Source organism: Pseudarthrobacter equi, assembly GCF_900105535.1.
GTDB classification, from domain to species: Bacteria; Actinomycetota; Actinomycetes; order Actinomycetales; family Micrococcaceae; genus Arthrobacter; species Arthrobacter equi.
Genome location: NZ_LT629779.1, coordinates 4,090,843 through 4,104,835, shown reverse-complemented (window position 1 = coordinate 4,104,835; position 13,993 = coordinate 4,090,843). Strand labels below are relative to the sequence as shown.

The 13,993-nt window shown below is 61.2% G+C and carries 11 protein-coding genes; 5 read left to right on the top strand and 6 right to left on the bottom strand.

The features are described from left to right. The first annotated feature begins 138 nt into the window (after positions 1-138). A complete protein-coding gene (locus tag BLT71_RS18725) occupies positions 139-2,226 on the top strand; it encodes an ABC transporter ATP-binding protein (RefSeq protein ID WP_091723271.1) in 2,088 nt (695 codons plus the stop codon). A gap of 593 nt (positions 2,227-2,819) precedes the next feature. Here the strand turns inward: BLT71_RS18725 and BLT71_RS20470 are convergent. Beyond that, on the bottom strand, positions 2,820-3,233 hold the full coding sequence (locus BLT71_RS20470) for a hypothetical protein (protein ID WP_157693508.1): 414 nt from the start codon (positions 3,231-3,233) through the stop codon (positions 2,820-2,822). A gap of 670 nt (positions 3,234-3,903) precedes the next feature. On the opposite strand from BLT71_RS20470, the gene BLT71_RS20465 reads away from it, so the two are divergent. Then, complete coding sequence (locus BLT71_RS20465) at positions 3,904-4,338, top strand: DUF433 domain-containing protein (RefSeq protein WP_157693507.1); 435 nt, start codon at positions 3,904-3,906, stop codon at positions 4,336-4,338. Next, on the top strand, positions 4,335-4,787 hold the full coding sequence (locus BLT71_RS18715) for a PIN-like domain-containing protein (RefSeq protein WP_091723267.1): 453 nt from the start codon (positions 4,335-4,337) through the stop codon (positions 4,785-4,787). The genes BLT71_RS20465 and BLT71_RS18715 overlap by 4 nt, the downstream gene beginning before the upstream one ends. A 64-nt stretch (positions 4,788-4,851) precedes the next feature. On the opposite strand, the gene BLT71_RS20460 is transcribed toward BLT71_RS18715, so the two are convergent. From BLT71_RS20460 to BLT71_RS18705, 3 genes are all read right to left on the bottom strand, one after another. Next, on the bottom strand, positions 4,852-5,385 hold the full coding sequence (locus tag BLT71_RS20460; protein ID WP_157693506.1) for a hypothetical protein: 534 nt from the start codon (positions 5,383-5,385) through the stop codon (positions 4,852-4,854). Between the two features lie 219 nt (positions 5,386-5,604). Continuing rightward, the gene (locus tag BLT71_RS18710; protein ID WP_157693505.1) at positions 5,605-6,147 is read right to left on the bottom strand and encodes a hypothetical protein; all 543 of its coding nucleotides are present in this window, start codon (positions 6,145-6,147) and stop codon (positions 5,605-5,607) included. Between the two features lie 119 nt (positions 6,148-6,266). Beyond that, on the bottom strand, positions 6,267-7,358 hold the full coding sequence (locus BLT71_RS18705; protein WP_091723264.1) for a type I restriction endonuclease: 1,092 nt from the start codon (positions 7,356-7,358) through the stop codon (positions 6,267-6,269). A gap of 238 nt (positions 7,359-7,596) precedes the next feature. Here BLT71_RS18705 and metH point away from each other — a divergent pair, with 238 nt between their 5' ends. Further along, positions 7,597-11,277, top strand: a complete 3,681-nt coding sequence (gene metH / locus BLT71_RS18700) for a methionine synthase (protein WP_091723263.1) — start codon at positions 7,597-7,599, stop codon at positions 11,275-11,277. Between the two features lie 16 nt (positions 11,278-11,293). Here the strand turns inward: metH and BLT71_RS18695 are convergent, their stop codons facing one another. Then, positions 11,294-12,118, bottom strand: a complete 825-nt coding sequence (locus BLT71_RS18695; protein ID WP_091723261.1) for an alpha/beta fold hydrolase — start codon at positions 12,116-12,118, stop codon at positions 11,294-11,296. Between the two features lie 205 nt (positions 12,119-12,323). Between BLT71_RS18695 and BLT71_RS20455 the strand changes: the two genes are divergently transcribed. Next, complete coding sequence (locus BLT71_RS20455) at positions 12,324-12,476, top strand: LPXTG cell wall anchor domain-containing protein (RefSeq protein WP_157693504.1); 153 nt, start codon at positions 12,324-12,326, stop codon at positions 12,474-12,476. 136 nt (positions 12,477-12,612) lie between these two features. On the opposite strand, the gene BLT71_RS18690 is transcribed toward BLT71_RS20455, so the two are convergent. Further along, positions 12,613-13,563, bottom strand: a complete 951-nt coding sequence (locus BLT71_RS18690) for a S1C family serine protease (RefSeq protein ID WP_231994564.1) — start codon at positions 13,561-13,563, stop codon at positions 12,613-12,615. Positions 13,564-13,993: the final 430 nt, after the last annotated feature.

Genomic DNA, 13,993 nt, shown 5'->3' with positions numbered 1-13,993 from the left:
ACCTCTGCATCACTTCCCATGAGCTTCGAGTCAGGTTGGAGCCGGCATGCTCTGGAGACTGTTTCTTGAACCCCTGCGCCTGTCGCGGCAGGCAGTAAGCAGGCATGTGTCTGCCCAGCTCGCGGCGGAGGAGACGGTATGAGCCCCGAACCCAGCTCGGCGCCCGGCACCAAGGCCGCGCCCGGCACCAAAACCGCGGACGCCGACGTCGTACGCATCCCGCGTCCCGCCGGCGGTCCCGGACGTGGCGGGCCGTTCGGCGGCATGAACATTCCGGCGGAGAAGGCGATGAACTTCGGCACGTCCGCCAAGCGGCTGCTGGGGACGCTGCGGCCGGAACGTGCCTGGCTCATCCTGGTGCTGCTGATGGCGGTGGCGGGTGTGGTGCTGCAGGTGATCGGGCCGCGGCTGCTGGGCGAGGGCACCAACTTGATCTTCTCCGGTGTGGTGTCCAAGGAGCTGCCGGCGGGCGTGACGCAGGAGCAGCTGATCGCGCAGCTGCGCGCGGCGGGGGAGAACCAGAAGGCGGACATGCTCAGCGCCATGACGCTGACGCCCGGGGCCGGGATCGATTTCGCGGCGCTGGGGAGCGTGCTGACGTGGGCGCTGGTGCTGTATGTGCTGGCGTCGGCGTTCATGTGGGGGCAGGCGTATGTGCTGAACGGGGTGGTGCAGCGGACGGTGTTCGGGCTGCGCCAGGAGATCGAGGCGAAGATCAACCGGCTGCCGCTGAAGTACTTCGATTCCATCCAGCGCGGTGAGCTGCTGAGCCGGGTCACCAACGATGTGGACAACATTTCGCAGAGCCTGCAGCAGTCCATCTCCCAGGCGGTGACGTCCGTGCTGTCCGTGGTGGGTGTGCTGGTGATGATGTTCATCCTCTCGCCCACGCTGGCGCTGATCGCGCTGGTGACTATCCCGCTGACGCTGGGAATCACGGCGCTGATCGCCAAGCGTTCGCAGAAGCTTTTTGTGGCGCAGTGGAAGAACACGGGGCAGCTAAACGGGCAGATCGAGGAGACCTACACCGGGCATGCGCTGGTGAAGGTGTTTGGCCGGCAGCGCGAGGTGGGGGAGCAGTTCCGGCAGAAGAACCAGGAGCTGTATGAGGCGAGCTTCGGGGCGCAGTTCATTTCCGGGCTGATCATGCCGGCCATGACGTTCATCGGGAACCTGGTGTACGTGGGGATCGCCGTGGTGGGTGGCCTGCAGGTGGCGTCCGGGGCGATGCAGCTGGGCGATGTGCAGGCGTTCATCCAGTACTCGCGGCAGTTCACGCAGCCGCTGGCGCAGCTGGGGTCCATGGCCAACCTGCTGCAGTCCGGGGTTGCTTCGGCCGAGCGGGTGTTTGAGCTGCTGGATACGGAGGAGCAGTCGGCGGATCCTGATGGTTCTGTTGCTGGTGCCGCTGTTGCGGGCGCGGGTGCTTTGGGTGCCGCGGCTTCGGCTTCGGAGGATGCGTACGACGGCGGCCGTGCGGTGCGCGGCCGGCTTGAGTTTGAGTTGGTGTCCTTCGCGTATTCGCCGGACAAGCCGCTGATCTCTTCGCTTTCTTTGGTGGCGGAGCCGGGGCAGACGGTGGCGATCGTGGGGCCCACCGGTGCGGGCAAGACGACGCTGGTGAACCTGATGATGCGGTTCTACGAGCTGGACGCCGGCCGGATCACGCTGGACGGTGTGGACATCACCACCATGAGCCGGCACGGCCTGCGCTCGCGGATGGGTATGGTGCTGCAGGATACGTGGCTGTTCGGCGGCACCATCAGGGACAACATTGCCTACGGCCGGCCCGGAGCTTCTGAAGCCGAGATCCTCGAAGCGGCGCAGGCCACGTACGTGGACCGCTTCGTGCATTCGCTTCCGGACGGGTACGAAACCGTGCTGGACGATGAAGGCTCCAACGTGTCCGCAGGTGAGAAGCAGCTGCTGACGATTGCGCGGGCGTTCCTGGCCCGGCCGTCGGTGCTGATCCTGGACGAGGCGACGTCATCGGTGGATACCCGGACCGAGGTGCTGGTGCAGAAGGCCATGAGTGCGCTGCGGTCCGACCGGACGTCCTTCGTGATTGCGCACCGCCTGTCCACGATCCGCGACGCCGATCTCATCCTGGTGATGGAGGCCGGCCAGATCGTGGAACAGGGGAACCACGCGTCACTGCTGGCCGCGGGCGGGGCCTACGCGCGGCTGTACGAGGCCCAGTTCGCGGCGCCTGCGGCGGAGGTGTGAGTTATGGCTTGGCCCTGGCTGCCGGCGACGGGCGGTCGGACCGACGCCGCAGAACGATGTAGCGGGCCGCAAACCAGAGCCCTAATGGCACGAGTACGATCCCGGTGACAAGCCGAAGGGCATCGACGGGCATCCAAGTCAGAAATATGGCTGCCCATATGAGCATGAAAATTCCTGCAACGAGTCCGGCAATTTGTGGTCGAGTATTCATTTCTCAACTCCTAACGGAGGTAAAGGTCCTTATGCAATTGTTCACGGCAGGCCGTTCCAGTAATCCATGAACACCAAAGCTAATTTGCCATACCCCACCTGCTGTAAAGGCCACCTGTGAAGACCTGAATCACGCCCGTGGCGAGCGAAAGCTGACAGCTGATGGACGCGAGAGGATGCCTCTATTCTGCAGGTGAGCGACATGGTGGCCGTGGCATAAATGAGCCGGGCGTTAACGTCACCGGGGAGCAGGATTCGGACATTGCCCTAACACACCGGAACGATGGTGGACGGGAATTTTCCCCCGAATGCCCACCAGCGCCCAACAAACGGAAGTCCGTCCAATGGAACGCGCCCCTGGGTGGGCTTGCTCGTTCAGGCGTTCAGGAAGGGAAAATGAGATTCACGAGGGACGAAGTCAGAACAGCGGCAACAAAGCTGATACCGGCGGCCTGCCACCGCACTTTCCTATCGTGTCTCCGCTGACCAAGAGTTGCCTTGTTGATCGTTTGGACAACTGGATAGCTCGCCTTTGGGCGGAAGGTCCAAACTCGATCTGTCGCTTTTAGAACCGTTGCTGCAAGCATCTCAGCGTTGAGCCAACGAGCCTCACCTGTGGAAGTCGGATGGATTTGTACTGATAAGTACGGGGAAGCAGGTCGGTCGCCCCGCACGGCCGCGTTAATGATGTGTACGAATGCATACCCACCGGTCATGCCGCCGCTGATCGGCGCGAGTGTCTCTCCACCTTTCACGTAGGCGACGATAAACAGTTCCCGGAGACGAGAGTCAGCCATGCTGGCGAGGTTTGAAACCTTGAAACCTTGACAGCTTCCTGAGTGTCGCCAACATGGACTTTCACCTCGCTGCCGTCTCGGCCCATATACTCAATGACTGCCTCAATGTCCTCAAGGCTCCTGAACTGAACCTTTCGTAGGTGGCTCACGCCGTTGCCATCTTGCTTTGAGCCCCTACAAAGTCGCCCAACGAATGTAGCTTCTTAGCCAAACTCATCATCTATAGCCGCCCCGATATTTCCGCCGACCTCGCCTTGGGCGAGTTTCCCGCGTCTTCGTCTGTTTTCTTCGGAGCATAGCCGACTGAAGGCAGATGGAGGCTTGGCCTCGGACATCGCCCGAAAATGAGGGGCTTTTCTTCCTACGATGCAGTCCGGGCGCATCGACGTGTTGTTGCTTCAATATAGGCTGCCCCCAAATGTCACTCATTTTGGTATGCTTCCCCGGACGGGTGGCAATTGTCTCTGCCGACCGAATACTTGGGGGGGGAAGTGTGGCGTATCCAGCAGACATGACTGCTTATCTGTCTGGTGCAACCCTGCCTCAGCTTCGTCGGTGGCGCGAGAAGAGCATCCTCATACCAGAGGTGAGTCCGGGCAGTCCGCCGCTTTATTCCTGGCGAGATGTTGTAGCTCTCAGGACAATCGCGTTCCTTAGATCGCAAACTTCAATGCAGCAGATTGATAAGGCTTTCAAGGCCCTACGGCAGATGCGCTTCAGCGGTCACGCCTCCGAATACCAATTTGGCATGCATGGAAAGCACATCATTTTCAGGACGCCTGAAGGCAGCACTATAGACCTCACTGGGAAGCCGGGAAATCTGATGCTGTTTAGTCTGGAAGAGGTCTTTGAGCCTTTCACAAACCTGAACCGACGCCGCGTCGTTGATTTTAGACACCCTAAGCAACACATCACGATTGATCGCGACCGGCTTGGCGGCTGGCCGACTATCGATCAAACTCGTATCGCATTTGACACCATCACTCGGTTGGTAGACGGGGAAACCATACGTGTCGAGGACGTTGAGTATTACTACCCCACGGTCAGTCGTGCTGCGGCTATCGATGCCCTCGAATTGGGCGACGAAATCCGGAGGGTGGCATGAAATTTTTTCTGGACGAGTGCGTGTCACCGCGAATCGTGAGCACTCTTGCGGGCATCTACAAGGATCACACGTTCGTATCAAGTACGGAATTGGAACTGGTGTCCACCAAGGACACGGATTTGTTTCCGATCCTCGCGGAGCAAGCCTTTGACGCAATCATCACGGAGGACAAGAATCAACTGACTACACCCAAGGAACTCCGGGGACTGTATGACAACGGGATTCGATGGATGGGTTACAAGGGGGTTCACGGAGTCGGAGGCCTGCCATGGATCGCTATGCTGACCGGTACTCTCGTGTCCGGACTGGTCCTCGCCTTGGAGAACTGGGGCGACGAGTCCAGGGGCTTCAAATTCCACCATGGCGGTAGGCAATCACGTCAGCACTTTACCGTTTTCGAAGTGGATACGACTCACTGGCGGGCAAGACCCGTAAAGCTGGCTGCATAGAAACGCCAACGGCTTGAAGTCCCAACGAGTCAGCGGGAAGGGTAGAACTTCTTTAATATTCTGCCTACTTGTTCTTCAAATCCGTCCTCAGTAAATCAAGGACGTTCCCTAGAATGCTTTCGTTGTTTGCCCGATTCCCTTTGAGTGGAAAGTCAAGAACAAGCCCGTTTTCGTATACAGCGCTAAACTGCAGTCGGTCTGGCCGGGTAGGCTGGTTGTACGGGGATGCTGCTTTTATGCTCAGGGATACGAGACTACTGCGCGGAATGATTTGCACTTCAGGGTGCCCTGCCCCAGCATCGGCATCAAGCGAGAAGGACGCGTGAAGCAGCAGACCGTAAGTGAATACAACCAATTCACATTCCTGCTGACCCTCACGCGATTGGGAAGCACAACCTGCTACGGCCAGGGACTCCTCCTGCTCGGAGCCTAACGCAGCGGCAAATGCGGACAGGGCCGCGTCCACTTTCTGTTTTGCCGCCGGGTAGCTGACGATCCGCCCGCTGTTGTATGGGTATAGCTCCTGCTGAAAGTCTGCGCTTGAGTCCTCAAACCGGGCGTAGAGGCTTTCGGCAATCTCTGCTGGTGTGCGAGTCAATTTTCCCCCTGTTAGACCACAGCCGGCGCGTCGGCTAGCTCCGTCGCCCACTCTATGGGATGGATTCTAAGCGAGCGACGGGGCCGCTGTCCCTCTCCACCGGCTGAAAATGCAGCTACGAGCAATCGTTGTTGAGGTTGCCATTTTTCGAGGATGTCAATATTCAGTGGACTGCCTATAGGTAAGAGGCATGTGTACGTGAGGGCATAATCATGACAACTAGGCGGCCATATCCTTCAGCCCGGTGGCACTGGCGTAACCCCATATGGCATGGTCGAGCGTCTTTTCGTTCACGCCCAATTTCTGAGCCGCTTCCTTAACAAGCCCGCCGGCAGCTTCAGACGAAATTCGCCGCCCGATGGCTCTCCCAACGAATTCTGTGATCCAGGTGTCTGCCTTCACGCCGTCATGGCTAAGGAGCATCGTTAGGTACTCCCACGTGACTATGCCGAGACCTGAAACGCCTGTGTAGAGCTTTCTATGAGCATCGCTGGCGGGATTAAGGTGCTCCGGCAAAGTCACTCCCGCTGATAAGAAGTTCTTGGCTGCTTCCACGATCGCAAACGCTTTGGTCGTCCCTGCATGCACCTTTTGTCTGTTGAGAATCCTTTCAAAGGCGACTGGGTTCTGGCGCGCTAGGTTCTGCATCTTGTCCGCGGGCGCCACATGCTCGGAGTGACTCTGGTAGCGCAGTACTGCGCCACGTGCACCAGTCCAAGTACCGTCACTGCGCTCACGGCCATAACGGAAACGGATAGACATGACAGCGTCCACCAACGCTAGGTCCAAGCGGTTGGGATATCCGCCGGGCCATTCTTTCCACGGCGCTGGTATCGCCGCAATTGCGACGAGTAGCCGATCCATGTCGGTTGGAGGCGCGCTCACAGGTAACTCTTGACGGTCGCTCGAAGTGCCTCAGTGTGCTCGTAGATCTCCTCAAGCGAGTTGATGGGAACGCGGGTCTCTTCTTTGTTGTCGTCGAAGATCCCGATGTACTTCTGCGTCCGATTGAAGTGCAGGCGGGCAATCGGCTTGCGATTGTTATCGTCCAGGAGCACTGCGAAGTAGGACTTTGCGTCGCGCTGCGCGATCCGTACGGGCTTTACCTCGCTGCAGACGATCGCGCGCACGATCTGGTAGCCCTCAATTTCCTCAAGCGTTGTTTCAAGCGCGTCAACCTCCGCAAGATCCGCTTCCGCGACCGGTGTGCTGGTGACAGCAGTGGGGATGGCTGTCTCCTCAGTCTGCGGAAACCCAGGGTTGCCAAGAGCTTTCTTCAGCCGCTCGTTGACCTGGTCATTGAGGAATTGCTTAGTCGCTTTGGAGACCAGGGTGGTGAATTGCTCCCGAACCTTTTGCGTGTAGGGGCCCGTGTAAACCCTTGTCGTCAGGAACTTGACCCACTCATCCTCTGGTTCCTTGAACTGCGCTGCGAGCGTTCGCTTGAGTTCGCCGATGTACTTCAGTTCTCCGGCAGCGCTGATGATCGAATCCAGGTCGAAGACGTCTTTGGACAGTTTTTGGAGTTCAGGAATCAACGACTGGTCGATGTCGTTCAGGTCCAGCACGAGGAACGGTTTTGCATCCATGCGGTTTGGCGCGTCCAGGTCAGTGAAGAACTGGTAGACCTCACCATTGGTCAGGATTGCAATGCGAGCATTGGTCACCGCGAAGTACCGGAAAAGCTGGGAAGCATGCTCGATTTTCACGGGCTCGGTCGATTTCTTGCACTCGATCAGGATCTGGACTTCACCATCTTTGACGATCGCGTAGTCGATCTTCTCGCCCTTCTTCAGCCCCACGTCTGCAATGAACTCAGGGACAACCTCCAACGGGTTGAAGACGTCATAGCCCAGAATCGTCGAGATGAAAGGCATAACGAAGGCGTTCTTCGTTGCCTCTTCGGTTTGGATTACACCCCGCTGCTGCCGCACCTTTGCCGCCAGAGCCGAAAGCTTTTCCGCGAATTCCATGTCCTACCCCCAGTAAGGCCGCTGTAGCTGGTCACGTCTGCGTGCCAGAATCAATTTCAAGCTGTGAAGCAAAAACCTACATGCGATCAGCGCCTTTTACACGCAACTCGCTTTGGCACTTGGACGTTGACCCTGGCAGTTGACCGACTCGTCTGAAGGGGCAGACTCCAAAACCACCCCCGCCGTAGCACTCAGACACACAGCGAAACGTGTCAGCCCCCACACGTAACCTGTTGAGATGCCTCGTTTTGCGCTAGATGTTGACTCCGTCGCCCGTCCCGTCCGCGCGCAGGCGCTCCTGGACGCGGTCAACCACAGGGTCGTCATTGCAGACGGGGCCATGGGCACCATGCTTCAGGGCCGGGACCTGTCGCTTGAGGATGACTTCCAGGGCCTCGAAGGCTGTAACGAGATCCTCAACGACACCCGCCCGGACGTCCTCGCGGACATCCACGACGCCTACTTCGCCGCCGGCATCGACGCCGTGGAAACCAACACGTTCGGTGCCAACTGGTCCAACCTCTCCGATTACGGCATCGATGACCGCATCGAAGAGCTGGCACAAAAGGGCGCCCGGATCGCCCGCGAACGCGCCGAAGCTGCAGAGGAAACCGACGGCCGGATGCGCTGGGTCCTCGGCTCCATGGGCCCCGGCACCAAGCTCCCCAGCCTCGGCCACACCACCTACGAACACCTCAAGCAGACCTTCGCGCTGCAGGCAGAAGGCCTCATCGACGGCGGCGCGGACGCGTTCCTCATCGAAACCAGCCAGGACCTCCTTCAGACCAAGGCCGCCGTCAACGGCTGCAAACAGGCCATCGTCTCCAAGGGAATCCGCCTCCCCATCTTCGTGGAGGTGACGGTCGAAACCACCGGAACCATGCTCATGGGCTCCGAAATCGGCGCCGCGCTCACCGCCCTGGAACCGCTCGGCGTGGACGCCATCGGCCTGAACTGCGCCACCGGCCCGGACGAGATGAGCGAGCACCTCCGCCACCTCTCCAAGCAGTCCACCGTGGCCATCGCCTGCATGCCCAACGCCGGCCTGCCCGTCCTCGGCCCGAACGGCGCGCACTACCCCCTCACCCCTAGCGAACTCGCCACCGCCCACGAACAGTTCGTCCGCGAATTCGGCCTCGGCCTGGTGGGCGGCTGCTGCGGCACGACGCCGGAGCACCTGGCCGCCGTCGTCGAACGTCTTGAGCCCTTCCGCACGCAGCAGAAGGTCGGCACAGAAGGCACCGACACGATTTCCACGGCGGCAAGTAGCGCCAAAACACAGACCGCACGCACGCCCACAGAGCGCGAAGCCGGCATTGCCTCCCTCTACCACCACGTGAACTTCGACCAGGAGTCCGCCTACCTGGCCATCGGTGAGCGCACCAACGCCAACGGCTCGAAGGCGTTCCGCCAGGCCATGCTCGAAGAGCGCTGGGACGACTGCGTGGACATCGCCCGCGAGCAGGTTCGCGTGGGTGCGCACCTGCTGGACGTCTGCATCGACTACGTGGGGCGCGACGGCGTCGCGGACATCAAGGAGATCGTCTCCCGTTTCGCGTCGGCCTCCACCCTCCCGCTGGTCATCGACTCCACGGAACCGCCCGTCCTGCAGGCTGGACTCGAGCTCATCGGCGGCCGCCCGGTGGTCAACTCCGTCAACTACGAGGACGGCGACGGCCCCACCAGCCGCTTCGCCCGCATCATGCCGCTGGTCAAGGAACACGGCACTGCCGTGATTGCCCTGACCATCGACGAACAGGGCCAGGCCCGCACCACCGACGGCAAGGTGGCCATCGCCTCCCGCCTGGTGGACTCCCTGGTGGGGGACTGGGGCATGCGCGTCGAGGACATCATCGTGGACGCCCTCACCTTCCCTGTCGCCACCGGCCAGGAGGAAACCCGCCGCGACGGCATCGAAACCATCGAGGCCATCCGCCAGATCACCACCAAGTACCCCGGCATCAACACCACCCTCGGCGTCTCCAACGTCTCCTTCGGCCTGAACCCGGCAGCGCGCATGGTGCTCAACTCCGTGTTCCTGCACGAAGCCGTCCAGGCCGGCCTCACCAGCGGCATCATCGACGCCGCCAAGATCGTCCCTCTCGCCTCCCTCCCGGAGGAGCAGCGCAAGGTGGCCCTGGACCTCGTCTACGACCGCCGAGAATACGACGCCGACGGCAACGTCACCTACGACCCCCTGGCCATCATGCTGGACCTGTTCGCCGGCGTCGACACCGCAGCGCTGAAGGACCAGCGCGCCGCGGAACTCGCCGCGCTGCCCACCGGCGAACGCCTGCAGCGCCGCATCATCGACGGCGAGGGCAAAGGCCTGGAAGCGGACCTGGACCTGGCCCGCAGCGAAGGCATGAGCCCGCTGTCCATCATCAACGACCAGCTCCTTGAAGGCATGAAGGTGGTGGGTGAGCGGTTCGGCGCCGGCGAGATGCAGCTGCCATTCGTGCTGCAGTCCGCCGAAGTGATGAAGAATGCAGTGGCCCTGCTGGAGCCGCACATGGAGAAGTCGGACTCCTCGGGCAAGGGCACCATGGTGATCGCCACCGTCCGCGGCGACGTGCACGACATCGGCAAGAACCTGGTGGACATCATCCTCACCAACAACGGCTACATCGTCATCAACATCGGCATCAAGCAAGGCATCGCCGAGATCATCGCCGCCGCCGAGGAACACGACGCCGACGTGATCGGCATGTCCGGGCTGCTGGTGAAGTCCACCGTGGTGATGAAGGACAACCTCGCCGAGCTGCAGACCCGCGGCCTGGCGAAGAAATGGCCCGTCATCCTGGGCGGCGCCGCCCTCACCCGCGCCTACGTGGAGCAGGACCTCGCCGAGCAGTTCGAAGGCACCGTCCGCTACGCCAAGGACGCGTTCGAGGGCCTGGCGCTGATGGAACCGCTGGTCCGCGTGGCCCGCGGCGAGGACCCGGACGCCGTGGGCCTGCCGCCGCTGAAGAAGCGCATCCACCAGGGCGGGCCCAGGTTCACCGTGACCGAGCCCGAGGCAATGCCCGGCCGGTCCGACGTCGTAACTGACAACGCGGTGCCCGCGCCGCCGTTCTGGGGCACCCGCATTGTGCGCGGCGTTGCCCTGAACGACTACGCCAGCTTCCTGGACGAGCGCGCCACCTTCATGGGCCAGTGGGGCCTTAAGCCCGGCCGCGGCGAGGACGGCGCCTCCTACGAGGAACTGGTGGAACGCGAAGGCCGGCCGCGCCTGCGCTACTGGCTGGACCGCATCCTCGGCGAGGGGATGCTAGACGCCTCCGTGGCGTACGGCTACTTCCCGGTGGTCACCGAAGGCGAGGACGTGGTGGTGCTGCACCACGGCGAAGACCGCGACGGCGTCCTCGGCACCGCTGGCCTGCTCGCCCCGGACGGCGGTTCAGGCGGCCCCATCGGCACCGAGCGGCTGCGTTTCAACTTCCCGCGCCAGCGCCGCGACCGGCACCTCTGCCTGGCCGACTTTGTCCGCTCCCGCGAGTCGGGCCAGATTGACGTGCTGCCGGTACAGCTGGTCACTGCCGGCTCGAAGATCGAGGAGTTCACCTCCAAGATGTTCGCCGCCAACCAGTACCGCGACTACTACGAGCTCAACGGCCTGGTCATGCAGCTCACCGAGTCCCTGGCTGAGTTCTGGCACTCCCGGATCCGCAAGGAACTGGGCTTCGCCGCCGAGGAACCCAAGGACAAGGCCGGCCTGTTCAAACTCGACTACCGCGGCGCCCGGTTCTCGCTGGGCTACCCCGCCTGCCCGGATATGGAGGACCGCCGCAAGGTGGTGGAACTCCTCAAGCCGGAGCGGATGGGCGTGATCCTCAGCGACGAGCTGATGCTGCACCCGGAACAGTCCACGGACGCGTTCGTGTTCCACCACCCGGAGGCCAAGTACTTCAAGGTGTGACGGCCGGCGGCGGCCGTCACGAGCGGGTGTCGAGGTACTGCAGAATCGCCCGGGCCGTTTCCTCCGGAGCGCTGAGGTGGGGGCAGTGCCCGGTGGCCTGAAGCTGCACCAGGGTGCTGTGTTCCAGATTCTTGTGCAGGTAGGCGCCCACTTCCGGCGGGGCAAGCCGATCGTCCGAGCACTGCAGAATCAGGCAGCTGGTGCGCACCTTTCTCAGTTCAGGCCGGGTATCGGAGAAAAAGGTTACCCCGGCGAAATGCCGTGCGATGGTCGGATCTGTCCGGCAGAAGCTGGCCCGCAGGTCTTCCGCCAAGTCCGGCTCTTGCGGGTTGCCCATGACCATGGGCGCCAAGGCCGCGGCCCAGGCGAAATAGTTGCTGTCCAGGGATGCCAGCAGGCCCTCGATGTCTTCCCGCGAGAACCCGCCCACGTAACCGTCGTACGGGTCATCCGTATGGCGCGGCGAAGGAGCAAGCAGGACCAGGTGGGAGAAACGGTTGGGGTCCTGTACTGCGGCGGACACGGCGATCATCGTGCTGACACTGTGGCCCACCAGGATGACGTCCTCCAGTTCAAGGGCGGCGCAGATCTCCAGCAGGTCCGAGGCGTACCCGTTGAGGGACCCGTACTTCTCCCAGTCATAGGCGCTGATATCCGAGTGTCCTGCACCCACATGGTCGAAAAGCACCAGCCGGTAATCATCAGCGAAATAGGGCCGCAGCTTCCGCCACATCGCCTGGTCGCAGCCAAAACCGTGGGCAAACATCATCACGGGCCCATCATCCCGCCCGGATATGGTCACGTTGTTCCGGCCGATTACCGCAGCAACTGCTTCGATCACATTCTCACTGACCCTCCGTCGGGTGGCGTTAGTCCCAGACTATCCACGGGAAACAACGAATCCCAAGGATCCTCCCACTATGACCTTCAAGGCTGTGCCGATCCAGCCCGTTACTTCCTGACGCGGTCCAACCACCCGGAGGCCAAGTACTTCATGATGTGAGTTGGTGCCCGTTTCCGCTGCTCAGAGGGCCTAAGCTTCCCGTATGGGAATTATCATCACATTGCTTATCATCTGGCTTGTCCTCTCCGTCCTCGGATTCGTGGTGAAGGGACTGCTGTGGCTGGCCATCATCGGCCTGGTCCTGTTCGTCGCCACGGCCGTATGGGGCTGGCTGAAACGTAAAACCAACGCCTGACCTGAAGCGTCAGAGCTAAAGAAGCGGACGACGGCGGGTGCCCACCCGCCGTCGTCCGCTCTTTTGTTCGCGCTGCAGCTTTTCCCAAGCTGCCGCCGCTGCCCCGTCGGCGCTGTGATTCCCGAGGACGGCAGTCCTAGCTGCAGGGTTGGGGCTTGCCGTGAGGCAAGGAAGTTCCGGCTATGCGCCAAGCTGCTCCGTCCCACACGATGGTGTAGGTGATTCGCCAATTGGAACAGGTTTGTCCATCGACTCCATGTCCGGCATCCTGTCGTGTCTGCAAAAGAACGTTGGCTTCCAGGGAATCTCCCGCCCCTGTCACGTTGACTACCTCGAGCTTCGTCCAGTAAGACGAGCCGAGTCCTTCACTCCACTTTGCCTCGCCACCGAAACTTGCCCCCAGCTCCGGTGTGAATTGTTTGAAAGCTGCAGAGTAAGCGCCGCGGTTGATGCCTTGGCCGTGCAGTAGCAAGGCCTGGCCGATGTTGCTGGCCTGATCATGATTCGAGCTGACCTTCATGGGGAATATCCCGGAATTTGGCGCGGGAGCCTCCCCGCAATCAACGGGTGCCATCGGTACTCCCCGTTTTTGCCATTCTGATACCGCTTCAGTGACTCTGGGTGCGGTGACCGCGTAGGCCATGCCTTCCGAGTCCTTCCGGGTTGCGCTGACCACTCCGGTGACTTTCCCTTCCAGGTTCAGCAGAGGTCCACCGCTGTTTCCTGGATTGATTGCGGTGTCAGTTTGCAGCATGTTGCCGATAACTCCGCTCCCGAAGTTGATATCGCGGTTCAGCCCGCTGACAACACCTCTGGTAAGGGTTAGCGACTCTCTCTGAGGAAAGCCGAGGGCGGCAACTTCGGTTCCGATTGGTGGCTCCGAGGATTGAAACTGGAACTGATGGCCTGCCGCTTTAGATTCCAGGCGAACCAGTGCCAGGTCTGCAAGTTCATTGAACCCCAAGATCACGCCGCCCACCGAGGTGCCGCCAAAGTCGATGCTGATGGCTGCAGCATCGTCAACCACGTGGGCCGCAGTGACCACGAGATCGGGAGCGACCAGGAATCCAGTGCCGGTGGAGTTCACGGCGCAGCCTGTGACGCTCAGTTGTCCCACCCCGGACTGCACTTCGGCCACCACTTCCGGCCAGGATGTAGGCGCCGCCCGCTCCGATGACGTGGGCAGTGCAGTCGTCGGCGAAGGACTGGGGGCAGGGCTGGTTGGTGACGGCTGTTGCGTCACCGTGGCAGATGTTGTCGGTGGACTGTCCCGAGGTGGTGACGCGACTGGCGCGGTACATCCGGCGAGCAACAGCGCGGACAGGGAAACAGCAGTGATATTGGGAAGAATTGCCGGGGCTGGAAGTTTTCTGCTCTCCATTGAATTCAGTCCTAACTCTCGGCCGGCAGCCGCGGAAGACGGCTACCTAAAAGCTAATCCGGGAATAGAACAATTTGCGTAGCGAGACTCCCCTATTTTTTCCATCGTGATTGATTAGGGGGGCTTGTCTGCCGTC